The following is a 26609-nucleotide window of genomic DNA, read 5'->3' as shown; positions in this document are numbered from 1 at the left end:
ATTGTGTGCTACTGGCTACGGATGAGGATACAGGGACAGGGCGGCTTGGCCTAGACCAATACCCCACCCCTGCACCTCCGTTCGCGTTTCCGTTTCGCTTCCTGTTTCCACTTCCCGGTTCCGCTTTCCGTCACGCCCGCCGTCGCCGCACTCCTCGAAGCACGCCCAGGCCGCGCCTGCCGGACCGCGCTTGCCCAGGCGGCGAAACGAGCGGCCGGATATTGATTCAAGAATCAGCAATTGCGCGACCTCTATTGACTCTCGAATCAGTAGCGACCTACCGTTCGGAACCAGCCAAGCACGGCTGCCCCGCCGGCCCGCCGCGCCGTCGTCCACCGAATCCCCAGTCGCCCTTGAGGAGCACGACCATGGGTCATCCGGTCACCCACACCACCAGAGGCCGCCTCGACACGGAACGCGCGCACTTCCGGATAGGCGGCGCGTGGCAGGCCCCCTCCGGCGGGCCCGGCGGCCCGTACACCGTCGTGACCGATCCCACCGGCCGCGGCGCGGTGGGCCAGGTGCCGGAGGGGACGCGGGACGATGTGTCCCTCGCGGTGGCCGCGGCCCGCGCCGCGTTCCCGGCCTGGGCCGCGACGGACGTCGCCACCCGCCGGGCGCTGCTCTCCGCGGTCGCGGCGGGAATCGGGGAGCGCGAGGCGGACTTCGCCGAGGTGATCAGCGCGGAGATGGGCGCCCCGCTCGACAACGCCCTCCACGCGCAGACGCGTCTCGCGGCCGAGGTGTTCCGGTCCTACGCCGACATCCTGGCCGGCCACGCGTGGGAGGAACGCATCGGATCCTCCCAGGTCGTACAGGAACCGGTGGGCGTCGTCGCCGCCATCACACCGTGGAACTACCCCCTCTACCTCGCCGCGGCCAAGGTCGCCGCCGCACTCGCCGCAGGCTGCACGGTCGTCCTCAAACCGAGCTGCGACGCCCCGTTGAACGCCTTCCTGCTGGCCGAGGTCCTCGCCGACGCGTGCCGCGCCGTCGGCGCGCCCGGCGGGGTGTTCAACCTGATCACAGGATCGGGCGCGGTGGTCGGCGCTGCTCTCGCCTCCCATCCCGATGTCGACGCGGTCTCGTTCACCGGGTCCACCGCGGCGGGCCGCTCCGTCGCGGCGGCCGCCGCCGGAACCGTCAAGCGGGTGGGCCTGGAGCTCGGCGGGAAGTCCGCCCGGGTGATCCTCGCCGATGAACGGGACGGCCGGACGGTCACGGATCTGGACCGGGCCGTACGGGTGGCGCTCGCCGACGCCTTCTTCAACTCCGGGCAGACGTGCACCGCGTGCACCCGCGTGCTGCTGCCCGACGCGGTGTACGACGAGGCGGTCGCGCTCGCCGCGGCGGAGGCCGGCCGCTGGCGGCTCGGCGATCCGGCCGTGGCCGGTGACCACATCGGTCCCGTGGCCACGGCCGGGCAATACGCCGGTGTGCTGTCCCATATCGAGCGGGGGGTGGCGGAAGGCGCGCGTCTGGTCGCCGGTGGCAGCGCTCCGGAGGACCGGATTCCCGACGGTCTGGACGCGGGCCACTGGGTACTCCCCACCGTCTTCGCCGATGTCACCGGCGACATGGCGATAGCCAGGGAAGAGATCTTCGGCCCGGTGGTGTGTCTCATGCGCTACCGGGACGAACAGGAGGCCGTCCGGATGGCCAACGACTCGGTCTACGGACTCGCGGGAGCGGTGTGGTGTGCCGATCCGCTCCGCGCGGAGCGGATCGCCCGGCGGATCCGTGCCGGGCTCGTCACCGTGAACAGCGGCGAGTTCAACGTCCTCGCCCCCACCGGGGGATACAAACAATCCGGAATCGGGCGGGAACTGGGCGTACACGGCCTCCTCGAATATATAGAAACGAAAACAATCCAATGGTGACAGAGCGGCCCCGGGTGGGGTGGGATGGGTCCGGACGACGCCTGGCGCGGTACCACCCGGATCACACCACCGTCCGGGGAGGACCGTCCCCAGCCGCGCATCCCCATGCTCCCGATGGCGTGCCTCCAGGTGAAACGCCATACCTCACATCCGAGGCCAGGACTTGCCCCGCCGTCCGGTCATTCCGCGCAGCGGCAGCTTCAGGAGAGGACTCTCATGGCCGGACCACACCACAAACCGTCCCGACGACAGGTGCTGACCACAGGGGCCGCGGGAGCCGCCGGCGTACTGCTGAGCGGCTGCGACGCCGGTCCGCCGCGCTCCCGGCCCGGCCCCGCGGCCGATGTCGTGGAATGGGCGCCGGGGCCGGGTGACCCGGCCGGCGCGCGGCGCGAGGGCAGGGTGATCACGGCCTGGTCGAACGAGGCACAGTCCTACGACCCGGCGATCGGCTGGGATCTGCACAGCTGGGAAGCCATCTCGACGGTCCTGTACGCCCCGCTGTACCAGTACGCGCGGCAGAACGACGGACCCGCCCCGCACGCCGCGGCTGCCATGCCCCGGATATCCGCGGACCGGAAGGTGTACACCGTCCCCCTGCGGCGGGACGTGCGATTCCACAACGGCCGGCCGGTCACCGCCCAGGACTACATCTACACGTGGACGCGTCTGCTGGATCCCGAGCTGGCGTCCTGGGCGTCCGGCTATCTCTTCGGGATCGAGGGGGCCGAGGCGGTCAACCAGCAGAAGGCGGCGAAGGTCAGCGGGCTGCGGGCGCTGGACGCGCACACGCTGCGGATCCAGCTCACCGAGCCGGACGTCCTGCTGCTCGCGGTGCTGTGCATGCCCTACACCGCCGCCCTGCCCCAGGAGGAGATCCGCCGCCTCGGCCCGGACTTCGGCCGTACTCCGGTCGGCAACGGCCCGTTCCGCATCGCCCGGTACGACAGCAAGGGCCGGCGAGCGGTCTTCAGCGCGTTCGACCGGTACTTCTGGCGCGGCACCCCGCTCATCGACACTCTGGAGTACCGCTGGGGCATCGACTATCCCCTTCAGACGCTCCAGCTCAGCGGGGGCAGGGTCGATGTGCTCGGTGAAGGGCTGGTGGCCAGCCAGGCCGCCAGGTTCACCGCCGACCCGTCCATGCGCGAGCGGTACGTACAGACCGTCCCGGTGCGCGGCAGCCAGTGGATCTCGGCGAACAACAAGCGCGCGGAACTCCGTGATCCGCGTGTGCGGCAGGCCCTGAACTGGGCGGTCGACCGGGAGCAGCTCATGCGTCTGTCCTTCGGCCTGTCGGATCCGTGGGGGTGCCCCTTCCCCAAGCGGCTCAGCCGGTACCGGCGCACGGCGAAGCCGTACACCCACGATCCGGAGCGGGCCCGCGGCCTCCTCGAACAGGCGGGGGTGCGCCGCCTCCGCCTGGACTTCCTGCACGGCACCCAGGATCCCTGGCCGCTGCTGGGCCAGGTCCTCCAGCAGCAGCTCGAAGCGGTGGGGGTGGAGATCAGTCTGAACGCCATGAGCCAGTCCGCGTTCGAGCTGGCCACGTCGAAGGGCGAGGGCGACCTCTACGGCTCCCACCTGTACGTCACGCTGGACAGCGCCCTCGAAACCGCCTCGTCCTGCTTCACCTCGTCCGCCGCCCAGAACTACTCCGGGTACGCGAACCCTCGCGTGGACGCCCTGACGGTCAGGGCCCGGAAGGCGCCCACCGCGGAGGCGGCCAACTCGCTCCTCGCGGAGGCCGAGGAGGAACTCGTCCGGGACGCCGCCGGGATCTTCATCGGGAGCATGAACTTCCTCGCCGCACGCGCACCGGAGGTCCGCAACTATCAGATGCGCGGAGAAACCGGCACGTACTACGACCGGTTGTGGGTGAAACGATGAGCGCCCTTCCCGTCACCACACGGACGTCCGCCTCCACCGCGGCGACATCCGCCCCGGGGAACGGTCTCCCCGGACCGGCCACCGCGGGGTCCCGGTCCGCGCGGGACAAGGGGAGCCGTCTGTGGCTCGCCGGGCTCTGCCTGCTCGGTGTGCTGGGTCTGCTGGCTCTGCTGGCCCCCCTGGCCGGATCGCCGTACACGATTCACACCGACAGCCTCACCGCCGACGGCCTGCCCGCCGGGATCGGCGCGGACGGCCACCCGCTCGGGACCGACGCCATCGGCCGTGACCTGCTCGCCCGTTCGCTGCACGGACTGCGGGCCACGCTGATCATCGCGCTCGTCGCCAACATCACCTCCGTCGGGCTGGGCGCCGTGGTGGGACTCGTCGCCGGTTTCTACCAGGGCTGGATCGAGCAGTGCCTGATGCGTCTGGTCGATGTGTTCCTGTCCATCCCCACCGTGCTGTCGGGTCTCGCGCTCGCGAGCATCGTGGGCCGTGGCACCACCGGCATCATCATCGTCGTCACCGCCCTGTACTGGGCCTGGACCGCGCGGCTGGTGCACGGTGAGACGCTGCGGCTGCGCAACCGCGGATACGTCGAGGCGGCCCTCGCGCACGGTGTGCGCCGCCACACCGCGCTGCGCCGCCATGTGCTGCCCCATCTGTCCACCGTCCTGCTCAACGTCGCGGCGCTCAACGGCGCGGCCGTCGTGGTGGTCGGCGCCGGTCTGTCGTATCTCGGGGCGGGCATCCAGCCGCCCACCCCGGAGATCGGCAACATGCTCGCGGACGGGTCCGACAGCATGACCTACGCCCCGCACACCCTGTTCGTCCCCCTCGCCCTCGTCATCGCGACCGTCCTGGCCTTCGTTCTGATCGCCGAAGGGCTGAACCGCCGCAACCCACTCTCGGAGCGACGCTCATGGCTCGACGCATAGGCATACGCATCCTGCTGGGCCTGTTCACCGTCACCGCGGTGGTCCTGCTCACCTTCGTCCTTCAGTACGTGGTCCCCGGCGACCCGGCCCGCAGCATCGCCGGTCCCAAGGCCAGTCCCGAGGTCCTCGCCGAGATCCGCGGGAGGCTCCGCCTGGACGACCCGCTCTGGTCGCAGCTCGGCCACTATCTGGGCTCCGTGGCCACCGGAGACCTGGGCACCTCCTACTCCCACGACCGTCCCGTGCTCTCGCTGATCCTCGAACGGCTTCCCGCCACCGCCGTCCTCGCGGCAGCCGCCCTCACGGTGGAGCTGGTCCTCGGCGGTCTGTGGGGACTGTGGGAGGCGCTGCGGCCCAAGCGCAGCTGGCTGCTGGCGACCATCAACGTGGGCCTGCTGTCGATGCCCGTGTTCTCACTCGGCTTCCTGCTGCTGCTCTTCTTCGGATACAAGCTGCCGGTCTTCCCGATCGACGGCGGAACCGGCCCGGCACAGATCGTGCTGCCGGCGCTGACGCTCGGGATCCTCGGCGCCCCCTATTACGCGAACGTCGTCCGGGACAGCGTGCGCGAGGCGCTGTCCTCGGCCTATGTGCGGACGGCGGTCGCCAAGGGCCTGAGCCGCCGCCGGATCGTGACCCGGCATGTGCTGCGCAATACGGCGTCCCCGGTGACGACCCTGCTCGGCATGGACGTGGCGGTGTTCCTCTCCGGCGTCGTCTTCGTCGAGACGATCTTCGGCTGGCCCGGCATCGGCCAGATGCAGACGTCGGCGTTCGCCGCCCTCGACCGTCCGCTGCTCACCGGCACGGTGATCGTCGCCGCGTCCCTCGTCGTGACGGCGAACCTGCTGGTGGACCTGGTCAGGACCGCCATCGACCCCCGTACGGCATCGGAGACACCATGACCCCCACTCCGGAGACACCCACCGTGCGCCGCCTCGGCAGTGATGTCGCGATCGACGGTCTCGGCGTCGCCTACGGCGACTTTCCCGCTCTGCGGGACGTCACGCTCCACGTACCGGCCGGCACCACCACGGCCCTCGTCGGCGAGTCCGGTTCCGGCAAGTCCACGCTCGCCCTGGCCGCGGGCCGGATTCTCCCGGCGGGCGCGCGGATCACCGCCGGGTCGGTCCGGGTCGGGGACGTGGAACTCACCGCGCTCGACGGCAGGGCCCTGCGCGAGGCGCGGGGCCGCACCGCGGCCTACCTCGCGCAGGACGCCTCCGCGGCCCTCAACCCCGTGATCCGCGTGGGGAAACAGATCGCGGAGGTCCACCGGGTCCGCAACGGGGCGGGCAGGTCGGAGTCCGACCGGCTGGCTCGTGAGGCCCTCTCCGATGTCGGTATCCCGGACCCCGACCGCGTCGCCCGGCTCTACCCCCACGCGCTGTCCGGCGGCATGCGCCAGCGCGTGATCATCGCGATGGCGCTCGCCTTCCATCCCCAGCTGCTCATCGCCGACGAGCCGACCACCGCGCTGGACGTGACCGTGCAGGCCGAGATCCTCGGACTGATCAGCCGGCTCCAGCAGGAGTACGGACTCACCGTCGTCTGGATCACCCATGACATGTCGGTCGTCGCGGAGATCGCCGACCATGTCGCGGTGCTCTACGGCGGCCGGCTGGTCGAGCACACCGATGTGCTCACCCTCTTCGAGGGCGCCGAGCACCCGTACACCCAGGCCCTCCTCAAGTGCTTCCGGAGCGGTCGCGGCGCCGGGCCCAAGGAGCCCTTCACCACGATCTCCGGGAGCCCGCCCATCGGTGGTCCCCCCTCGGGCTGCCCCTTCCACACCAGGTGCCCGCACGCCGATGTCCGCTGCGGCACCGATCTCCCCGAGCCCCTGCGGCTGTCGGCGGACCACATCGCGGCCTGCCACCGTCTGGAGGACGTCCGATGAACAGGGCAGAACGTCCGGTGAACGAGGCCGGGCACGCCGGGCACGCCACCGGCGAAGCGGCGCCGCTGCTGGAGGCGACCGGCATCACCAAGCGCTACGGCCGTTACACCGCGCTCGACGCGGTGGACCTGCGTATCGAGGCGGGCCGCACGGTGAGCATCGTGGGCGAGTCCGGCTCGGGCAAGTCCACCCTCGCGCGTGTCCTCGTGGGTCTGGAGCGCGCCGACAGCGGCACCGTGCGCTTCCGCGGCGAGACCGTCCGCGGCCGTCGCGCCAGGCGGGCGTTCCACCGCAGTGTCGGCATGGTCTTCCAGGACCCCTACGAGTCGATCGATCCACGGCTGACGATCGGCGAGGCCGTCGCGGAGCCGCTGCGCGCCCACCGGCTGCACCGGCACGACGAACCGGGCCGCGTCCGCGAACTGCTCGACGCCGTCGGTATGGAGGGCGTCGAACCCGATGCCTACCCGCACCGGTTCTCCGGGGGCCAGCGACAGCGCGTCTGTATCGCACGGGCCTTGGCCACCGACCCCGACCTGGTCATCTGTGACGAGCCCACGTCGGCGCTCGACGTCTCCGTCCAGGCACAGATCCTCAATCTGCTTCTGGACCTCCAACGGCGGCGCGGACTGGCCTACTTGTTCATCACACACGATCTGGACGTGGTCCGCCGGATCAGCGACGAGGTCGATGTGCTGCTGCGTGGCACGGTCGTGGAGCGCGGTGGCGCGGACCAGGTCACCCACCGTCCCCGGCACGAGTACACGCGGCGGCTGCTCGGCGCGGTCCCCGCCGTCTCGCCCCGGGAACGGCGCATCGGCGCGCCGCTGGCGCCCGGCTCCCCGACCGCTCCGAAGAGCGCGGAGCAGACGCCCGCATGACCCTGGAAGTCCAGGAGATACGAAAGGAACGGAATATTACCGTCATGGCTGCACACGCGGAATTCTCCAGGGACGTCTACGACGTCGTCATTGTCGGTGGCGGGCACAACGGGCTGGTCGCCGCCGCCTATCTCGCCCGGGCAGGGCGCTCCGTACTCGTCCTCGAACGTCTCGATGTCACGGGCGGCGCCGCCGTCTCGACCCGGGCCTTCGCGGGCGTGGACGCGCGCCTGTCCCGCTATTCGTACCTCGTCTCCCTGCTGCCGTCGAAGGTCGTCGACGACCTCGGCCTGAGTTTCGCCGTACGGAAGCGCACGGTGGCCTCCTACACGCCCACGGTGCGCGACGGCCGTGCCACCGGGCTGTTCATCGGCGGCGGTGAGGAGCGCACCCGCGCGTCCTTCCGCGCTCTCACGGGATCCGACGCCGAGTACGAGGCGTGGCAGGACTTCTACGCCACGACCGAGCGCGTCGCCCGGAACGTCTTCCCCACGCTCACCGAGCCGTTGCCCACCCGCGAGGCGCTTCGCGCACGGATCGGCGACGACACCGCCTGGCAGATGCTCTTCGAGCAGCCGCTGGGCGTCGCGATCGAGGAGCGGTTCAAGGACGACCTGGTGCGCGGCGTCGTTCTCACCGACGGCATCATCGGCACCTTCAGTGACGCGCACGACGCCTCTCTGGCCCAGAACATCTGCTTCCTGTACCACGTGATCGGCGGGGGCACGGGAGACTGGGACGTTCCGGTCGGCGGCATGGGCGCCTTCACCGACGCGCTGGCCCGTGCGGCCCGCGCGGCCGGGACCGAGATCGTCACCGGCCACGAAGTGCTCCGCATCGACCCGGACGATCCCCACTCCGTCGTCACCTACCGCACCCGGGAGGGAGAGGGCACCGTCGCGGCCCGCAAGGTCCTGGTGAACGCCTCCCCCGAGGCCCTCGCCCAGCTCGTCGGCGACGAGGCCCCGGCCGAGCGGGCCGAGGGCGCCCAGCTCAAGGTCAACATGCTGCTGCGCCGGCTGCCGCGGCTGCGCGACACCTCCGTCGACCCGCGCGAGGCGTTCTCCGGTACGTTCCACATCGCGGAGGGCTACGGACAACTGGCCACGGCATACCGGGAGGCCGCCGGAGGCTCGCTGCCGTCGTCGCCTCCCTCGGAGATCTACTGCCACTCGCTCACCGACCCCACCATCCTCGCCCCCGAGCTGGTCGCCCGCGGCTATCAGACACTGACGATGTTCGGAGTCCACGCACCGGCGCGGCTGTTCGACCAGGACAACGCCACGAAGCGGGAGGCCCTGCTCAAGACGGCTCTCGCCGAACTCGACGCGGTGCTGGACGAGCCGATCGCCGACTGTCTGGCGCTGGACGGGGACGGCAGGCCGTGTGTCGAGGCGAAGACCCCCCTCGACCTGGAGGAGGAGCTGCGGTTGCCACGGGGAAACATCTTCCACCGGTCGCTGGCGTTCCCGTTCGCCGATGAGGAGAAGGGAACCGGCCGCTGGGGAGTCGAGACCGCGCACAAGAACGTGCTGCTCTGCGGCGCCGGCGCCGTGCGCGGCGGCGGTGTGAGCGGTATCCCCGGCCACAACGCGGCCATGGCCGTGCTGGAGAGCTGAGTTCGTACCGCCGTCGCGCGGAGGCCGGGACGCTCCCGGCCTCCGCGTTCAACTCGTCGAGGAGGACTGATGGCCCTCGCGTTGCGTTGCGCGCGCCTGATGGATGTCGAGGCCGGTGAGGTACTGACCGACCGGACCGTACTGGTGGAAGGGGAACGGATCCGGGCGGTGCTGCCCGGCGCGGCGCCGGTGCCCGAAGGTGTCGAGGTCATCGATCTGGGCGAGGCCACGCTCAGCCCCGGCCTGATCGACCTGCACACCCATCTGGTGGGCATCGCCGCCTGTGGGGACCCGGTACAGGAGATCAAGCAGAGTGCCGCGCGGCAGGCCTTCGAATCGATCAACCACGCGCGCGACACCTTGCTCGCGGGCTTCACCACGGTCCGGGACGTGGGCGCCTTCCGCGCGTTCGTCGACACGGCCCTGCGGGACGCGATCAACAGCGGCATCGTCATCGGGCCCCGCATGGCCGTCGCCGGAGCCTATGTGACGGTCTCCACCGGGGGCGGAATGATCACCGGTCTGGCCCACGACATCGAACTGCCCAGGGAGTTCCGCTTCGGTTCCGTCCGGGGCGTGGACGACGTACGCGAGCGTGTCCGGCAGATCCTGCACGGCGGCGCGGATCTGATCAAGCTGATCGGCACCGGCGCGGTCATGGCGGCGGGCACCGTCCCCGGCGCACCGGAACTCACCGAGGCGCAGATCCGCGCCGCGGTGGAGGAGGCGGCTCTCTACGGGGCGTACGTCGCGGTGCACGCCCACGGCAGCGAGGGCATCAGGATGGCGGCCCGCGCCGGCGTCCGTTCCATCGAGCACGGCTGCTATCTCGACGACGAGGGCATCGAGCTCATGCTGGAGCATGGCACCTATCTCTCCGCCGATCTCTGGTGGAGCGACTGGCTGGCCGAGCACGCGGACGCCGCGGGGTTCGACGCCGAGTCACAGGCCAAGAACGACCACGCCACCGAAGCACAGCGCCAGGCGTTCACGAAGGCCGTGCGGGCCGGTGTGAGGATCGGCTTCGGTACGGACGCCGGCGGGTTCCCGCACGGCATGCAGGCCCGCCAGCTCACGACCCTGTGCACGTACGGCATGACCCCGGCGCAGGCGCTGCGTACGGCCACGCTCACCAGCGCCGAGTGCATGGGCTGGGAGGACAGGGTCGGTTCGATCACACCGGGCAAGTACGCCGACCTCATCGCCGTCCCCGGCACGTCCGGCGATCTTTCGGCGTTCACGGACGTGCGTTTCGTCATGAAGGGCGGACAGGTCGTCAAGAACGATCTGACGGCGCGGGGTTGACGGCGAGCGGATCCGCGAGTGGTGGCGCGACCGGGCGGTCGACGGCGATGACGAGGTACATCGCCAGCAGGATCAGCAGTCCGCCGACGATCGTCCGGTCCGACAGCGAAGCCCCCACGAGCAGACTGAAGAGGGCCACGAACAGGGGTTCGCAGGCCATGACGACCGCGGCGCTCGCGGCGGTGAGCCGGGACTGTGCCCAGGTCTGCACCACGTACATGCCGAGTGTCGCCAGCAGGGTCGAGTAGGCGAGCCAGCCCCAGCCGGCCGGGGTGTCCGGCAGGTCGATCCCGCTCGGTACCGCCCAGACCGAGGCGATCACACCGGTGCCCAGGATCTGCAGAGTCGCCAGCCCGTAGACCTTGTCGGCCGACGAGTACGCCGACAGGAGTGCCATCTGCACCGAGTACGACAGCGCGCCGGCCAGGGTCAGCCAGGTGCCGAAGCTGAAGGAGACCCCGTTGAAGGCGATGACACCCAGGCCCGCCATCGCCGCGATCACACCGCCCCAGACGCCCCGCGTCACCTTCGTCCCGAAGAGGATCCGCGCCACCAGTGGCGTCAGGATCACGAACAGCGAGGTGAGGAAGCCGGATTGGGAGGCGGGGAGGTAGTGCTGCCCCTGCACCTGGAGGAGCGTTCCGGATCCGAGGAAGCAGGCGAGGCCCAGTCCGGCGAGCGTGTGCCGGCGGCCGAGCGCCAGGATGGCGCGGGGCCGTACCGCCACCATGATCAGTCCGGCGAGGAGGAAGCGGACGGCGACCAGGCTCGCGGTGCCCATTTCCGGGAGGAGCCAGACTGTCGCCAGATAGCTCCAGCCCCAGACCGCGGTGGCACACGTCAGCGCCACGAAGGCGAGACGACGGCCCGGGTCCGTACGGTCGGAGACGTTTCTCTTCTGACGCGTGGACACCACTGAGTCCCCCTCGCGGTACGCGGCGGTCGGTTGAGCCACGACGGGCGTTCGCCCACCACAGCGTATTTACTGACTGATTCGTCAGTCAATAGCTGTGCTCGTGACGGTGCGCACCGGCCGCAGCGCACGGCTGAGGCCGTGTCTCAGGAGATGTCGGCGGCCCGCTGCGCGGCGGTACGGCGCGGACCGAGGACCGCGGGATCGATCCCGAGCTGCCCGGCCACATGCTCCCGCACCCACTGCGAGGCTTCCGCCTTCTCCAGGGCTCCGCGCCGGGCGACGAGCTGCACGGCGAGACCGTCGAGGAAGAGCGTGATGCGCCACGCCACGACCCGCGCGTCGGAGCAGTGGAACTCACCGTTGTCCATTCCCTCTTGGACCAGCGCGGTGATGCGGGACTTCCACTCCTCGTCCATCTCGCGCATCACGTCGTGGAGACCCTTGTCCCGCATGCCCGCCGACCAGCCGTCGATCCACAGCCGCCAGCCGGGCGCCTGTCCCGTCGGCGCGTACAGCCGGATCAGCGCTTTCATCCGGGCCACCACCGACCCGGCCCGGCCGACCGTCGTCCGCAGGGCCTCCATCTCGCGCCGCGCCGCGTAGGCGAAGGCCTCCTCCACGAGCAGTTCCTTGGTCGCGAAGTGGTAGTGGACCAGCCCACTGCTCACCTTCAGCGCCCCGGCGACATCGGCGACCCGCGTGGTCGCGATGCCCCGCTGCTTGATCTGCTCCACTGTCGCTTCGAGGATTTCCTCACGCCTCAGGACAACCTTTTTGCGTGCCACGGGGGACACCTTACCCGGGCGTCCTGACTCACGTGTCAGGACGCCCGGCCGGCCCCCGGGGGATGATCGGCGGGCGCCGGTCAGCGGGAACCCGCGGCGCCGAGGACATGGGCGGCGAGCCGGAACCGCTCGGGCGGTCCTCCGGCCCCGGTCGCCAGGTCCGTCGTGAGTTCGCCGATGAGCGGCGCGAACTTCGCCCCGTGCCCCGAGCAGGGCGAGCAGACGACGAACGGTCCGACCCGGTCGAGCAGGAAGTCCTCGCTCGGCGTGAAGGTGAACAGGCAGCTGGTCTCGGAGCGGGGTGTCGGATCGAGACCGGGCAGCCACCGCTTCACGTACTCGGTGACCCGGGCCCGTGACCGCGGGGTGATCACGCCGTCCCGGCCGGTGGCGGTCGTCTTCCGGCCGCTGTAGTGCTCGCCGATCTTGCGGTCGTCGCCCGGCCCGCCGTCGCGGCCGCCCGCCAGGTGGTAGATCCCGTCCCCCCGCTCGTGGAGGACGCTGGGCCACGCGGGGGCCGCCGGATCCAGCCGCGGGAAATGGAAGGTGTCCTGTTGGGTGACCGTCAGCGGGGGCAGGGCGAGGTGCTCGCCGAGCAGCCCCGCCGTCCACGCTCCGGCGGCGACGACGACCCGCTCGGCCCGTAGCGCGTCGCCGTCGGCCAGCAGGACGCGGACCCCGTCCGCCGTCGCGTCGAGCGACCGGACCGCGGCGCCGTACCGGACGGTCGCGCCCCTCCGGACGGCGCAGTCCACGAAAGCGGTCACCGCCGAAGCGGCGTCGACGGTCCCGCCCTGCGTGTGATGGACGACCGGGCCCTCGAAGCGCATGCCCGGCCAGCGGTGTTCCGCCTCCCGCGCGTCCAGCACCTCGTGGTCCACACCCGCGGCGGCGAGCCGAGCGGCGACCGCGCCGGCGTACTGGTCCGTTCCGAAGTCCAGACTGCCGAGCATCCGCAGCAACGGCACACCCGCGTCGGACTCCAGCTCCCGCCAGAGCTCGAACGACCTTCCGGTCAGCTCGGTGTACAGCGTGTCCTCGTAACCGCGCCGGACGATACGCGCGCTGCCGTGCGAACTGCCCTGGTGGTGACCGGGATCGAACTGCTCCAGCAGGAGCACCGACAGGCCGCGGCGCGAGGCCGCCCACGCGGTGGCGGCGCCCATCAACCCGCCACCGATCACGATGAGTTCAGCACGGGTCGTCATGGCCGCCTCCGGTGGGGTGTGTACCGGCGGGCCCGGCGTGCCGGCCGAACCTGGCCTCGATGTGAGCGATCTTGCGGTCGACCACCCCGAGCGCCGCTTCACGCGGCGTGACACCGTGCTTCTCGGCGTCCGCGAGCATGTCGGTGGTGAGGCGGCTCATGGCTTCCCTGACCTTGGCGTGGGCCTGGGCCGGGTCGGCGCCGATGTCACCGAAGAGCGTCCACCACCACCACGCGTTCGTCGCCGAGTTGGCCACGAAGTCCGGCAGGACCAGGGTGCCGCGCGCGTGCAGCGCGGCTTCCGCCTCGGGGAGCGTGGGCATGTTGGCGGCCTCGGCGATGACGCGGGCCTTGATCCGCGCCTGGCCGGACGCGTCGATGCAGTAGGAGACCGCCGCCGGGACGAGAATCTCGCAGTCGATGTCGAGCCACGCATCGCCGGTGGTCAGGCTGTCCCCGGGGCTCAGCTGCGCGCGGTCGATGCCGCCCAGGGCGTCGCGGGTGAGGAGCAGCCGCTCGACGTCGAGCCCGCCGGGGTTGACGATCACGCCCCGGGCGTCGGCCAGACCCACCACCGTGACGCCCGCGCGCGCGAGGTAGCGGGCGGTCGCGCCCCCCATGGACCCGAATCCCTGGACGACGGCCCGCGCCGACGTGCGGGCGATACCGATGTGGTCGAGGGCGGTGAGGGCCGATTCGGCGACACCGAGGCCGCCGACGAGTTCGGGGAGCGGGATGCCGTCGACGTCGACGGCGAACGCGTCCGCCAGTCGTCGGCGCGCCTCCGCGGCATCGTCCAGCAGTGGGTAGATGGCCTCGATGGAACTGTCCAGGCCCAGTTCGGTGAGGACGTCGTCGATGGTGTCCTGGCGCAGCCCCAGGTCTTCGCCGGTGGTCCAGTGGTGTTTCAGGACGGACCGTACGGCGTCGAGGAAGCGGGCGAGGACGGCACGGGCCTCCGGATCATGCGGGCTGCAGTCGATGCCGCCCTTCGCGCCGCCGAGGGGGATGTACCGGCTGACCGGGTCGTAGTGGAGCGCTTCCTTGCGGGTCATTCCGGCCGCCAGGCCGCGCACCTCGTCGAGTGTGCACCCCTCGCGCATGCGGAGTCCTCCGCTGGCGACGCCTCTGACCAGCCGGTCGATGACGACGAATCCCTGCCGTCCGGTGACCGGGTCGGTCCAGATCATCTGAAGGTGCGGCGGTGCCGCGACGGTGGTGGTCGTGCGGGGAGTGCTGAGTGGGCTGGCTGTCATGGCTTCCGTCCGGTGCGGGCACTCGTCGCAGACGGGTGCGTTCTCAAGGGGGCGTAGGGGACGGCCGCCCGCTCCGGTGACGCGGGGCGCCGTTCCGGGAAGCGGGGCGGCCGTACGGAGAGGCGGGACGCCCGGAGCGGTCAGGTCATCCAGTTGACCGGGGGGTCGCGGTCGGTCAGCGCGGGCCGGTCGAGCCGGAACGTCGTGTAGGGCTCGGCCGCCGCGAGCGCCGGGTCCCCCGCGAGCTCGGACAGCATCCGGCCGAGCGTGGGCGCGAACTTGAAGGCGTGCGCGGCACCGAGGCCGACCAGCACCCGCTCCGCGCCCGGTAGCGGACCGAGCACGAAATCGCGGTCCGGTGTGAGGGTGTACAGACAGCGCTTGGACCGGACCGGCCGGCCGCTCCCGGGGAACCGTTCCTCCATGAAGCGGGACAGCAGGCCCAGCATGTCCGGGTCGGTCGTACCGGACCGGTCGTCGGGCCGGACTTCCGGACCGCCGCAGTCCTGACCGGCCTTCACCGTCGCCTCGCCGTAGGCGGGGAAGCCGTAGAAGCACGGGTCGTCGAGCCAGATCCAGACGGGGAAGACCCCGGGCGCGAACCGGGCCGGGTCCGCCGGCTCGAAGTAGGTGACCTGTTCCTCCAGCACCACCAGCGGGATGTCCCATCCCAGCGGCCCCAGAAGGGTGTTGGCCCACGCGTCCGTGCACAGCACGACCTTGTCGGCGGAGTAGCGCGCGTGCGGTGTGATGACCTCCACCCCGTGTGCGCCGTGCCGTATCGCGGTGACCGGTGTGTTGTCCCGCAGCCGGGCGCCCGCCTCGACGGCCAGCCGCTGCATCGCGGCCGTGGACCGCGCCGCGGGCACGATGGACGTACGTTCCTGGTACATCGCCGTCGTGCCGTCGGGGACGGCGATCTGGGGCCAGCGGACGCGCACCTCGTCCGCGTCCAGGAGTTCGTAGGGGATCCGCTCGGCGGCGAGACTCTGCCAGTAGTCGTCGAGCGGGAGGCCGGAGTTCTCCGGGCACAGATCGACTCCGCCCGTGCGCGTGACGAACCGCTCACCGGCGGCCTGCTCCAGGCGGGCCCAGTCGTCGTACGCGTGGCGGGTCAGGCGCACGTAGTCGGGTCGGTGGTAGCTGTGCCGGAGGATGCGTGACGTGTCGTGCGACGCGCCCCGTTCGTGGCCGAGCGCGAACTGTTCCAGTCCGAGCACACGCCGCCCCGAAGCCGCGAGATGCCACGCCGCGGCGGAGCCGAGTCCTCCCAGACCCACGACGATGACATCGAACGACTCGGTCCCTGTGTGCACGTTCATAGGTGGCCTCTCGACGTGGAGCCCGTGTCGCGCGTCCCCCGGACCGGGCTGGGAGGAACGGCGACGACGGAAAGGGCTTGGGAACCGCTCACGGTGATCGGAACGGCGCCCCGGGGCGGGGCCGACGCGTGAGGGCGGCCCCCGCGAGGGAGCGAATACTGAACGACGATGCAGTAACGGATTCGCGCCTGTCAAGAGCGGATCGTCGGTGTTCTCGCGCGGGCGGGCCGCAGCCGCGGGGACCGCGGCCCGCGGACGGTGCGCGCATCGCCGACGGCGGACGGCCCGCGGACGATACGCGGATTACGGACGGCGGACAGCCCGCGACCGGCGGTCCGCGATCGCTGCCGCCGGATCAGCCGCGCTCCAGATCGGTCGCGCGCAGGCCCAGTTCGCGGGCGACGATCTGGCGCGACCATGCCTCGGTCTGTTCACGGTCGTGCGCCCCGCGGTGGACCACTGTCTGCACCGCCACCCCGTCCAGCAGGGCCGTGATCCGCCACGCGGCGCCGCGCGGGTCGTCCGTGGTGAACTCCCCGGCGGCAACGCCGTCCTGGATGATCGCGGTGAGCGCTTCCTTCCAGCGCAGGTCGAGTTCTCTGCCGACCTCCCGCAGAGCCGGCTCGCGCAGCGCGGCGGCCCAGCCCTCGATCCACAGCGTCCAGCCCTTGGCTCCCCCGGTCGGGGCGTACCAGTCGAGCGCGGTGGTGAGCCGTGCCGGCACGGTGGAGCAGTCGGCGGTCAGGCCGCCGAGACGGTCCAGATCGCGCTGTACGGCCCAGGTGAAGGCTTCGCCGATCAGCGCCTCCTTGGTCCCGAAGTGGTAGATCACGAGGGCGGGGCTGACCCCGAGTTCGCGGGCCACATCGGAGATCCGCAGCGGGTGGATGCCCTGCTTCTCTATCTGGGTGACGGCGGCGCCGAGAATCTCACCGCGGCGCAGACCAGCGTCCTTGCGGCTTCGTGTCACGCCCCGAGGATAGGTCACCGCGATTCCGCGCCTGACCCACCGTGACGACCGGACGCCTGCCCGGTGACCGATTCTCCCGTCAGAAATATCGCGCGAGAGGCATTGACAAGGCTTGAGGGCCGCCACATGCTTCCCCTACTTGACTGTCCCGTCAGTCAGTAGTGACCACCGGAAGACCGGAGGCCGGACCGGTACGGACCGTGCCCCTCCGGGTGATCGCCCCCGCCCCCCACCCCAACCGCCTCTTCGCAGAGAGGAGTTGCCGGCACGATGCCTGCGATCCCGTCCGCCCGCGGAACCCGAGACAGCGGCCTCGCCGTCTTCCGTGACCCGTCCTCCGTCGCCGTCGTCGGTGCGTCGGCCAACCCGGCGAAGTGGGGGTACTGGCTGGCCCGCGGCGCCCTGACGGGCTCGGCCCGGCGCGCGGTCCACCTGGTCACACGCGGCGGTGGCGACATCCTCGGCGCCCCCACCGCCGCCTCGCTGAGCGACCTCCCCGAAGTGCCCGAACTGGTCGCCTTCTGCGTACCCGCCCCGGAAGTGCCGGCGGTGGTCGACGAGGCCCTCGCCCTGGGTGTCCGGGGGCTGCTGGGCATCACCGCCGGGGTGCCGGACGAGTCCGCACTCGCCGCCAGGGTCGTCGCGTCGGGTGCCAGGATGATCGGCCCCAGCAGCCTCGGACTGTTCGACGCCGCTTCCTCCCTGCGGATCGCGTGGGGGGATTTCCCGTCCGGCGCGCTGGCCGTGGTGTCGCAGAGCGGACAGGTGGGCAGCGAGATCGCGTTGTTCGCGCGGCGGGCCGGCCTCGGGATATCCCGGTTCGTCTCCGTGGGCAGCCAGGCCGACGTCACGACGGCGGATCTGCTGGAGGACCTCGTCGACCACGGCCTCACCCGTGCCGTCGGCGTCTACCTCGAAGGCTTCCAGGACGGCCGGCGGATCTTCGACGCGATACGAGCCCTGCGAGCCGCCGGCAAGCCCGTCGTGCTGCTCGCCGCCGGCGGCAGTGAGGCCGGGGCCCGCGCCGCGCGCTCCCACACCAGCGCGCTCACCTCACCGATGGAACTCGTCGACGCCGCCTGCCGGGCGGCGGGCGCGGTGCGGGTGCCGACGCCGTCCGCGCTGGTCGACGTGTCCGCATGCCTGCTCGCGGACAGCATGCCCGCCGGGCCCAGGGTCGGGATCGTCAGCGACAGCGGCGGACAGGGCGCGCTGGCCGCCGACCGTGCGAGCCGGCGGGGACTGTCGGTGCCGGAACTGAGCGAGCCGGTCGCCTCGGCGCTCGCCCGCTCGCTGCCCGACGGCGCGGCGAGCGCCAACCCGGTCGACCTCGCGGGCGCCGGTGAACGAGACCTCGGTACCTATCGCGAGGTCACGGCCGCCCTGCTGCGTTCCGGAGAGGTCGACAGCGTCATCCTGTCCGGGTACTTCGGCAGATACGGTCTCGACAGCCCGGCGCTCGCCGCGGCGGAGCGGCGCGTCGCGGCTGAACTGGCGGAGACGGCGCGGGCCGGCGGGCGGCCACTCCTCCTGCACTCCATGGGCACCGACAGCGACGCGGCCCGCGTCCTGCGTGAGGCGGGGGTGCCCGTCTTCGCCACCATCGAAACCGCCACCGACGCGCTGGCCGGTGCGGTCGCGCTCCAGGCGCGTCCCGGCCGTCACCTCGCACCGGCCGGCGCCGTCGAAGCGCCGGAAGGGACCGGATACTGGGCGGCACGCGCCCTGCTGAGCGAGGCCGGCCTCGCGTTCCCGGCGGCGCGCCAGGTGCACGACGCCCGGGAAGTGGCGCGGGCCACGGAAGAACTCCGCGCGCCCTATGTGCTCAAGGCCGGCTGGCTGGAGCACAAGAGCGAAGCCGGCGGGGTGCGGATCGGTCTCGACGACACCCCGAGCGCGGTCCGCGCGTTCACCGCCATGCGCGCGCGGCTGGGTGACGGACCCTACGTCCTGGAGGAGCAGGACGTACGACCGGACGTGGCCGAAGTGATCGTCGGCGGACGACGGGACGCCTGCCTCGGGCCGATGGTCACGGTCGGCGCCGGCGGTACCGAAGCCGAGGTGCACCGGGACACCGTCACCGAATGCGCTCCGGTCGACCTGGACCTGGCGAGAGCGATGGTCCGCGGACTGCGCTGCGCGCCGCTCCTCGACGGATGGCGCGGCCGGCCCGCGGCGGACGTCGAATCACTGGCCAGGGCTGTTGTCGCGGTGTCCGAGCTGGTCGCGCGGCTCGCAGGCGACCGCGTCGAACTTGAGATCAACCCCCTGCGCGCGGGCCCCGACGGTGTGATCGCCGTCGACGCGCTGCTGCTCACGGACCGGGACGACACCGCCCTCGATACCAAGGAAACGACATGAACCACCGGATACAGCCCGACGAATTCAACGGACGGGTGGCACTGGTCACCGGCGGAGGATCGGGTATCGGCCGGGCCGTCGCGCGACGCTGGGCGGCGGGCGGCGGTCACGTGGCGGTCCTCGGCCGGCGCGAAGAGGCCCTGCGCGAAACCGTCGCGCTCATCGAGGCCGCGGGCGGCAGCGCCGACGCCGTGTCGTGCGACGTACGCGACGCCGACGCCGTGGACACGGCCGTGGACCGGGTGGCCGCGGCGCGCGGCCGGCTCGACGTGCTGGTCAACAACGCCGCGGGCAACTTCGTGATGCCCGGCGAACAGTTGTCGCCGAACGGCTGGAAGGCCGTCATCGACATCGTCCTCAACGGAACGTTCCACTGCACCCGGGCCGCCGCGCGGCACATGCTGCCGAAGGGCCGCGGCGCGGTCCTCAACGTGATCGCCGGCTACGCGTGGCATGGACACCCCGGCACGGTGCACAGCGCCGCCGCCAAGGCGGGCGTGCTCGCCATGACGCGGACGCTGGCCGTGGAGTGGGCGGCTCGCGGTGTCCGGCTCAACTGCATCGCCCCCGGTCCGACCGAGACCGAGGGGGCGTCGGCCGCTCTCTGGCCGACCCGGGCCGCCCGCGCGCAGGTGCTCAGCAGCGTCCCGGCCGCACGGTTCGCCACCCCGGAGGAGGTGGCGGAATCCGCGGCGTTCCTGGTCAGCGACCGCGCCTCGTACATCACGGGCGACGTGCTCGTCGCCGACGGCGGCCAGTGGCTCGGCAAGTCCATCTACACCACCCAGCAGGACACCCCATGAACGGCACCCTGACCGGCGGCGAGGCGCTCGTCGCCGCGCTGCACAAGCACGACGTCCGCACCGTCTTCGGGATTCCCGGCACGCACAACCTGCCGGTCTACATGGCGCTCGCGCGCTATGGCATCCGGCATGTCTCACCCCGGCACGAACAGGGCGCCGCCTTCGCCGCGGACGGCTGGGCCCGCGCGGGCGGACAGCCCGGCGTCTGTGTGACCACGACCGGACCGGCCCTGCTCAACGCCGCGACGGCGGCGGCCCAGGCCTACTCCGACTCGGTGCCGATGCTGCTCGTGTCACCGGGCCTGCCCCTGCGCCACCCCGGCCGCGGTAACGGCTACCTGCACGAGGTGAAGGACCAGCGCGCCGCGATGGACGCCGTCGTGGCGTACAGCCACCGGGTCACCAGCGTGGCGGAGATCCCTCTCGCGGTGGCCCAGGCGTACGCCGCGATGGCCACCGGACGGCCGCGTCCGGTGCACCTGGAGATCCCGCTCGATCTCCTGGACGAGCGGGACCGGGTGCATGTGCCCGCGCCGGTGCCGGTGCCTCCGGCCGTCCCGTCCGCCGAACAGGCCGCCGCCGCCGCACGGGTCTTGGCCGCCGCCGAGCGGCCCGTGATCATCGCGGGAGGCGGGAGCAGCGGCGCCGCCCCCGAACTGCGGGAGCTGGCCGAGCGGCTCGGCGCGCCGGTCGTCACCACCGCGAACGGCAAGGGGACCTTCGACGAGGGGCACCCGCTCGCCATCGGTGCCGGACCGCACCACGCCGCGGTGCGCGCTCTCGTGGCGGACAGCGATGTGGTGCTCGCCGTGGGCACGGAACTCGCGCCCGCCGACCTGTGGAACGGTCCGCTCGATATCACCGGACCGCTGGTGCGTGTCGACATCGACGCGCAGGCCGTCGTGACCAACGCCCGCGCCGACATCGCCGTCGTCGCCGACGCGGCCCTCGCCCTCCGTGCCATCCGTGACCGGCTGCCGCCCGCCGGCCCGTCCGCCCTGGGCAACGCCCGTGCCGCGGAGGCCCGTACGGCGTTCACCGCCCAGGCACGGGCCGAGGGCGCACGCTACCTCGGACTCACGGAAGCCCTGGCCCAGGCGCTCGGTCGCGAGGGGTTCCTCGTCGGAGACTCCGCCATGGCCTGCTACTACGGCGCGTTGTCGAATCTGCCCGCCCACCACCCCCGGTCCTTCCTGTACCCGACCGGCCTGGGCACCCTCGGCTACGGGCTGCCGGCCGCGATCGGCGCGAAACTCGCCCGCCCCGACGCTCCGGTGGTGGCGCTGCACGGCGACGGCGGGATCATGTTCACCATCCAGGAGCTCGCCTCGGCGGCCCAGTTGGGGCTCCCGCTCCCCGTCATCGTCTCGGACAACGGCGGCTACGGCGAGATCCGCGACGAGATGGCCGACCGCGGGGACACCGTCCACGCCGTCGACCTGCCACGGCCCGATTTCGCCGGGATCGCCCGCGCCATGGGCTGCCACGGCGTACGGATCGACGGCACCGCGCGGCTCGCCCGGGAACTGGAGACCGCGCTCACCGCCGATCGCCCCACGCTGATCCACCTGCCCGAGGACGCCGCCCGATGACACGCGCGGCGGACGGGGAGGTACGCCCGTACTTCCGGACCGCCGACGTACGGCCGCACCACCTCACCGGAGGAAACCGTCTCACCGGAGGAAACCATGAACGCACCCACTGAACCCTGGCCGCTCACCGACGAGCAGCGGGCGGTCGTCCAGCTCTGCCGCGACTTCGCACGGAACGAGATCCGGCCGCGTGCCCGGGAGGTCGACGAGGCCGATGTCGTCACCCCGGTCGACATCTGGCGCAAGGCCGCGCAGGTCGGCATCACCGACTTCATGCTGCCGACCGAGGTCGGCGGCGGTGGATTCACCGATGTGTTCACCCAGTGTCTCGTCCAGGAGGAACTCTGCTTCGGCGACCCCGGCATCGGCAACCTCGTCTGTTCCAACGGCTTCTTCGCCGACCCCCTGCTCGAACTGGGCACCGACGACCAGAAGAAGCGCTGGCTCGGCCCGCTCGTCGGCCCGGACGCGCCGATGACCGCGCTGGCGACCACCGAGCCCGGCTCGGGGTCCGACGCCGCGTCGATCAAGACCGTGGCCCGGCGTGTCGACGGCGGGTACGTCCTGAGCGGCCAGAAGGCGTGGATCTCCAACGCCGGAGCCGCGCGGTCCTACGTCGTCTTCGCCAAGACGGACCCCACCCAGCGGTCCAGGGGGATCACGGCCTTTCTCGTGGACGCGGACACCGACGGGCTCACCGTCGGCGAGCCGATGCGGAAGATGGGCCAGCGGGCCATCGTCTGCCGGGAGTTGTTCTTCTCGGACGCCTTCGTTCCCAAGGAGAACCGGCTCGGTGCCGAGGGCCAGGGCTTCCACGGTCTGATGCGGACCTTCGACATCTCCCGTGTCATCCTCGGCGCTGCTTCTGTCGGCGCCGCCAGGGCGGCGTACGAATACGCCCGGGACTACGCGCGCACGCGCATCCAGTTCGACCGGCCCATCATCGAGCACCAGGCCGTCGCGTTCCGGCTGGCAGACATGGCCAACCGGATCGAGGGGGCACGGCTGCTGGTCCTGCGCGCCGCGCGCGCGGTGGACGCCGGAGCGGACGTGACCGGGTTGGCGGCCATGGCCAAGCTGACCGCCTCGGAGACCGCCATGTTCTGCACCTGGGCCGCCGTACAGACCCTCGGCGGCTGGGGTTACTCACGCGAATATCCGGTGGAGCAGTGGATGCGTGACGCCAAGCTCGAAGAGATCGAAGAAGGCACGTCGGACATCATGCGCATCGTGATCGCACGTCACCTGCCCTGACGCCGCCGGGGCATCGCCGGACGGGAGCCGCCGCCGTGGGAGCGGCGGCGGATATCGGACCAGACACGAGAAAGGCCGAGAAGATGGCACAGCGGGTACGAGGCGTGGTGGCCCGGGCGCAAGGAGAACCGGTCCGGCTGGAGACGATCGTGGTGCCGGATCCAGGTCCCGGTGAGGCCGTGGTGAAGATCCAGGCGTGCGGGGTGTGCCACACCGACCTGCACTACCGCGAGGGCGGGATCAGCGGCGACTTCCCGTTCCTGCTGGGCCACGAGGCGGCCGGAACGGTGGAGTCCGTGGGCGAGGGGGTGACGGAGGTCGCCCCGGGGGACTTCGTCGTCCTCAACTGGCGTGCGGTGTGCGGCCGGTGCCGCGCCTGTCGCCGGGGCAGGCCCTGGTACTGCTTCGACACCCACAACGCGCGGCAACGCATGAGCCTGACGGACGGCACCGAGCTGTCCACCGCCCTCGGTATCGGTGCCTTCGCCGAGAAGACCCTGGTCGCCGCGGGTCAGTGCACCAAGGTCGACCCGGCCGCCTCACCGGCCGCGGCGGGTCTCCTCGGCTGCGGGGTGATGGCCGGTATCGGAGCCGCGATCAATACCGGAGGCGTCGGCCGGGGCGACTCGGTGGCGGTGATCGGCTGCGGCGGCGTCGGGGCGGCGGCGATCGCGGGCTCCGCGTTGGCCGGTGCGGCGTGCGTCATCGCCGTCGACATCGATGACCGCAAGCTGGAGACGGCTCGCGGGCTCGGTGCCACTCATACCGTCAACTCCCGCTCGCAGGACGCCGTGGAGGCGATCCGCGCGCTCACCGGAGGCCATGGCGCCGATGTCGTCATCGAGGCCGTCGGCCGCCCGGAGACGTACGAACAGGCCTTCTACGCCCGCGACCTGGCCGGTACCGTCGTCCTCGTCGGAGTCCCCACGCCCGACATGCGCGTGGATCTGCCGCTCCTGGACGTGTTCGGACGCGGCGGCGCCCTGAAGTCCTCCTGGTACGGCGACTGCCTGCCGTCCCGGGACTTCCCGATGCTGATCGACCTGTACCGGCGGGGACGACTGGACCTGGACGCCTTCGTCACCGAGACCATCGGACTGGACGGCGTGGAGGAGGCGTTCACACGCATGCACAAGGGCGACGTGCTCCGCTCGGTGGTGGTGCTGTAACGCGAAGGACTCCGCTCCCCCGGGCTGCTCCCGCCGGGCGACGGAGTGTGTGACGCACCGTCAGTGGAGACTTCGCCGGCGGCCCGTCTCAGCCGTCCCCGTCGAGACCGTCGAAGCCGTCCCCGTCGGACCGTCCCCCGTCCCGGCCGTCTTCGTGTCACCCCTCGCCGTGATGCCGGTTCAGCCCACCGGCTCTTCCTCGGGGGCGGACGAGGGAGCGCCGGTCCATCGGCGCAGGGCGGCTTCGAGGCCGGTGGCGGCGGCGGCGCCGGTGGTGTCGGAGGCCCAGGCGACCACGCCGTCCGGGCGTACCAGCACCCCGGCCGGCGTCCCGCGGTCGTCGGTCACGGTGGTCACTCGCCCGGACCGGGCCGCTGCGAGGCGGGCGAACGCGCCGTCCGGAGTGCGGTCGAGCAGCAGGAACCCGCCGCCGTGACCGTGGTCGGCCAGACGGGAGCCGTCCCGGCACCACAGGTCGGGGACGAACCGGCCGACCAGCGGATGGTCGCCGGGCAGGTCGACGTGCTGCGTGACGCCGGAGATCTTCTTGACCGCGTAGGTCGCGCCGTCCCGGGTGCTCAGCAGACCGGCGACGACGTCCCGGAGCGCGGCCGACTTGGGGTCCCCGCGCAACACTCCGATCTGGGCCCGCGTCCAGTCCAGTACCCAGGCGCCGAGGGGACGACGCTCGGCGTCGTAGGTGTCGAGCAGCCCGTCGGGGGCCCATCCCGCGACCACGGCACCGAGCTTCCACCCGAGGTTCATCGCGTCGCCGACCCCGAGATTGAGCCCCTGACCACCGAACGGCGGGTGCACGTGCGCGGCGTCGCCGGCCAGGAGCACGCGCCCCGAACGGTAGGTCGCGGCCTGGCGGGTGTTGTCGGTCCAGCGGGTCGGGGCGGCGCGCAGCGCGGTCAGTGTGACATCGGTGCCCGAGATCCGGCGCAGACTGGCCTGCACCTGTTCGAGGGTGACCGGCGTCGAGCGGTCGGCGGGCGGGGCATCGAACTCCAGGGTGGCCACCCGCCCGGGCTGCGGCCCGTAGCGGTACGCCCCTCGGGTCGACCACACCCATCCGTCGGCGAGCTTCCCGGGGTCGGCGATGTCGACGACCGCCTGGTAGCCGGTGAGTTCGGGGTCGGTGCCGGGGAAGCCGATGCCCGCGAGACGGCGCACGGCGCTGTGCCCGCCGTCGCACCCGACCAGCCAACTGGTGCGCATCGTGCCGGCGGTGGTGCCGACGAGCACGCCGTCGCCGGTGTCGTCGAGCGCGGTGACCTCCACTCCGCGGCGTACCGGTACGCCGAGTCGCGCGACGTGGCCGGCCAGCAGCGCCTCCAGCTGAGGCTGCGGCACCATCCGCGCCCCGTCGGCGGCGGCGTGCGCCGCGAGGTCGGGATCGGACCAGTCCACGAGGTCGGGGTCGAGGCTCATTCCCGCGAAGTGCCCGGTGAATCGCGACCGGGGCGCTCGCCCGCCGGTTCCGGCCGGCCGGGCGTCGGCCGTCCCGGAGTACGGCCCCACGCGCTCCAGCGTCTCGCGCTGCACCTGTTCGGCCGCGGGCAGCAGACCGCGGCGGTCGAGTGCCTCGGCTGTCGGCACGTTGATCGACTGCGCCTTCATCGCCTCGTCCGGCTCGGCCCGCCGCTCGAGTACCCGCACCGTCGCGCCGGAGAGCGCCAGCTCCGCCGCGAGCACGAGGCCCACCGGCCCGGCTCCGACCACGGTCACGTCCACGTCCACATTCACGTTCACGTTCACGTCATGGCTCGCATATATCGTCACGAACAGCGTTCTATATACGAACGGTGTTCGTGTCAAGTTATGATGGCGGGGTGAACCCGAGAGAACGACGCGCGGCGCGCCACCAGCCACCGAACCCCGAGGCCGAAGCAGGCCCCAGGCCGCGGCGCCGCAAGGCCCCGATCACCGTGGAGCAGGTCGTCGACACCGCGCTGGGCGTCATCGTCACAGAGGGCTACGAGGCGCTGACCATGCGCCGGCTCGCCGGCGCGCTCGACACCGGACCCGCCTCGCTCTACGCCCACGTGGTGAACAAGGCCGACCTCGACGAGCTGCTCATCGGGCGGCTGTGCGCCGAGCTCGTACTGCCCGAGCCCGACCCCGCGGCCTGGCGGGACCAGATCCGCGGTGTGTGCACCCAGATACGCGACCAGTACCTGAAGTACCCCGGAATCTCCCGTGCCGCGCTCGCCATGGCCCCCAGTGACCTCGAGACCGTGCGCCTCACCGAAGGAATGCTGGCGATCCTGCTCGCCGGCGGCGTCGCCCCGCAGGCCGCCGCCTGGGCCATCGACGCCCTGTTGCTGTACGTGGCCGCCTACTGCCTCGAAGTGTCGATCGCGCGTCGGCGATCAGCGCATGACGACGTCGCCTGGGTCCTCGACCGCGACGAACTGCGACGCCGGTTCACCGCCCTGCCCGCCGAGACCTTCCCCCACACCACCCGCCACGCCGCCGAGCTCACAGCGGGCGAGGGCCACGACCGGTTCGACTTCACCCTCGCCCTGATGATCGACGGCCTCGCACACCATTGA

Annotated in this window: 21 protein-coding genes; 14 read left to right on the top strand and 7 right to left on the bottom strand. The window is 71.7% G+C overall.

The window, feature by feature from the left end:
- Nucleotides 1-368: 368 nt before the first annotated feature.
- From CU044_RS21065 to CU044_RS21030, 8 genes are all read left to right on the top strand, one after another.
- The gene (locus CU044_RS21065; RefSeq protein WP_129770267.1) at nt 369-1880 is read left to right on the top strand and encodes an aldehyde dehydrogenase family protein; all 1512 of its coding nucleotides are present in this window, start codon (nt 369-371) and stop codon (nt 1878-1880) included.
- A 216-nt stretch (nt 1881-2096) separates the two neighbouring features.
- Nucleotides 2097-3770 (top strand): ABC transporter substrate-binding protein, encoded by a 1674-nt coding sequence (locus tag CU044_RS21060; RefSeq protein ID WP_165371948.1) that lies wholly within the window; start codon nt 2097-2099, stop codon nt 3768-3770.
- Nucleotides 3767-4711, top strand: coding sequence for an ABC transporter permease (locus CU044_RS21055; RefSeq protein ID WP_129770265.1), 945 nt, complete (start codon nt 3767-3769; stop codon nt 4709-4711). Before CU044_RS21060 ends, CU044_RS21055 begins: the two co-directional genes overlap by 4 nt.
- A complete protein-coding gene (locus CU044_RS21050) occupies nt 4696-5616 on the top strand; it encodes an ABC transporter permease (protein WP_193564024.1) in 921 nt (306 codons plus the stop codon). The genes CU044_RS21055 and CU044_RS21050 overlap by 16 nt, the downstream gene beginning before the upstream one ends.
- Nucleotides 5613-6611: an ABC transporter ATP-binding protein gene (locus CU044_RS21045; protein WP_129770264.1), complete on the top strand. Its 999-nt coding sequence runs from the start codon at nt 5613-5615 to the stop codon at nt 6609-6611. The genes CU044_RS21050 and CU044_RS21045 overlap by 4 nt, the downstream gene beginning before the upstream one ends.
- Complete coding sequence (locus CU044_RS21040) at nt 6608-7492, top strand: ABC transporter ATP-binding protein (protein ID WP_129770263.1); 885 nt, start codon at nt 6608-6610, stop codon at nt 7490-7492. Before CU044_RS21045 ends, CU044_RS21040 begins: the two co-directional genes overlap by 4 nt.
- Before the next feature lie 44 nt (nt 7493-7536).
- Nucleotides 7537-9111, top strand: a complete 1575-nt coding sequence (locus CU044_RS21035) for an NAD(P)/FAD-dependent oxidoreductase (protein WP_129770262.1) — start codon at nt 7537-7539, stop codon at nt 9109-9111.
- A 69-nt stretch (nt 9112-9180) separates the two neighbouring features.
- Nucleotides 9181-10416, top strand: coding sequence for an amidohydrolase family protein (locus CU044_RS21030; RefSeq protein ID WP_129770261.1), 1236 nt, complete (start codon nt 9181-9183; stop codon nt 10414-10416).
- On the opposite strand, the gene CU044_RS21025 is transcribed toward CU044_RS21030, so the two are convergent.
- The 6 genes from CU044_RS21025 to CU044_RS21000 form a co-directional block, all read right to left on the bottom strand.
- A complete protein-coding gene (locus tag CU044_RS21025; RefSeq protein ID WP_129770260.1) occupies nt 10388-11332 on the bottom strand; it encodes a DMT family transporter in 945 nt (314 codons plus the stop codon). The genes CU044_RS21030 and CU044_RS21025 overlap by 29 nt on opposite strands.
- Nucleotides 11333-11475: 143 nt before the next feature.
- The gene (locus CU044_RS21020; protein WP_193564023.1) at nt 11476-12117 is read right to left on the bottom strand and encodes a TetR/AcrR family transcriptional regulator; all 642 of its coding nucleotides are present in this window, start codon (nt 12115-12117) and stop codon (nt 11476-11478) included.
- Nucleotides 12118-12197: 80 nt separating this feature from the next.
- Nucleotides 12198-13325, bottom strand: coding sequence for an FAD-dependent oxidoreductase (locus CU044_RS21015; RefSeq protein WP_129770259.1), 1128 nt, complete (start codon nt 13323-13325; stop codon nt 12198-12200).
- Nucleotides 13309-14514: a Glu/Leu/Phe/Val dehydrogenase dimerization domain-containing protein gene (locus CU044_RS21010; RefSeq protein ID WP_129770322.1), complete on the bottom strand. Its 1206-nt coding sequence runs from the start codon at nt 14512-14514 to the stop codon at nt 13309-13311. The genes CU044_RS21015 and CU044_RS21010 overlap by 17 nt, the downstream gene beginning before the upstream one ends.
- 206 nt (nt 14515-14720) lie before the next feature.
- Entirely contained in the window at nt 14721-15902 is a 1182-nt protein-coding gene (gene solA, locus CU044_RS21005) for an N-methyl-L-tryptophan oxidase (RefSeq protein ID WP_129770258.1), read from the bottom strand.
- Between the two features lie 355 nt (nt 15903-16257).
- Nucleotides 16258-16872, bottom strand: a complete 615-nt coding sequence (locus CU044_RS21000) for a TetR/AcrR family transcriptional regulator (RefSeq protein ID WP_129770257.1) — start codon at nt 16870-16872, stop codon at nt 16258-16260.
- Nucleotides 16873-17142: 270 nt separating this feature from the next.
- On the opposite strand from CU044_RS21000, the gene CU044_RS20995 reads away from it, so the two are divergent.
- From CU044_RS20995 to CU044_RS20975, 5 genes are all read left to right on the top strand, one after another.
- Nucleotides 17143-19233 (top strand): acetate--CoA ligase family protein, encoded by a 2091-nt coding sequence (locus tag CU044_RS20995; RefSeq protein WP_129770256.1) that lies wholly within the window; start codon nt 17143-17145, stop codon nt 19231-19233.
- Entirely contained in the window at nt 19230-20036 is an 807-nt protein-coding gene (locus tag CU044_RS20990) for an SDR family oxidoreductase (RefSeq protein WP_129770255.1), read from the top strand. The genes CU044_RS20995 and CU044_RS20990 overlap by 4 nt, the downstream gene beginning before the upstream one ends.
- On the top strand, nt 20033-21628 hold the full coding sequence (locus CU044_RS20985; RefSeq protein WP_129770254.1) for a 5-guanidino-2-oxopentanoate decarboxylase: 1596 nt from the start codon (nt 20033-20035) through the stop codon (nt 21626-21628). The genes CU044_RS20990 and CU044_RS20985 overlap by 4 nt, the downstream gene beginning before the upstream one ends.
- A 96-nt stretch (nt 21629-21724) precedes the next feature.
- Nucleotides 21725-22882, top strand: coding sequence for an acyl-CoA dehydrogenase family protein (locus CU044_RS20980; RefSeq protein WP_129770253.1), 1158 nt, complete (start codon nt 21725-21727; stop codon nt 22880-22882).
- An 83-nt stretch (nt 22883-22965) separates the two neighbouring features.
- A complete protein-coding gene (locus tag CU044_RS20975) occupies nt 22966-24051 on the top strand; it encodes an S-(hydroxymethyl)mycothiol dehydrogenase (RefSeq protein ID WP_129770252.1) in 1086 nt (361 codons plus the stop codon).
- Nucleotides 24052-24231: 180 nt separating this feature from the next.
- Here CU044_RS20975 and CU044_RS20970 read toward each other — a convergent pair whose 3' ends face one another.
- Nucleotides 24232-25836 (bottom strand): FAD-dependent monooxygenase, encoded by a 1605-nt coding sequence (locus CU044_RS20970; protein WP_275670208.1) that lies wholly within the window; start codon nt 25834-25836, stop codon nt 24232-24234.
- Between the two features lie 50 nt (nt 25837-25886).
- On the opposite strand from CU044_RS20970, the gene CU044_RS20965 reads away from it, so the two are divergent.
- The gene (locus CU044_RS20965) at nt 25887-26609 is read left to right on the top strand and encodes a TetR/AcrR family transcriptional regulator (protein ID WP_129770251.1); all 723 of its coding nucleotides are present in this window, start codon (nt 25887-25889) and stop codon (nt 26607-26609) included.

Source organism: Streptomyces sp. L-9-10, from assembly GCF_004151105.1.
Taxonomy (GTDB): Bacteria; Actinomycetota; Actinomycetes; order Streptomycetales; family Streptomycetaceae; genus Streptomyces.
The sequence above is the reverse complement of the archived record's forward strand: the minus strand, read 5'-3'. Positions and strand labels throughout refer to the sequence as shown.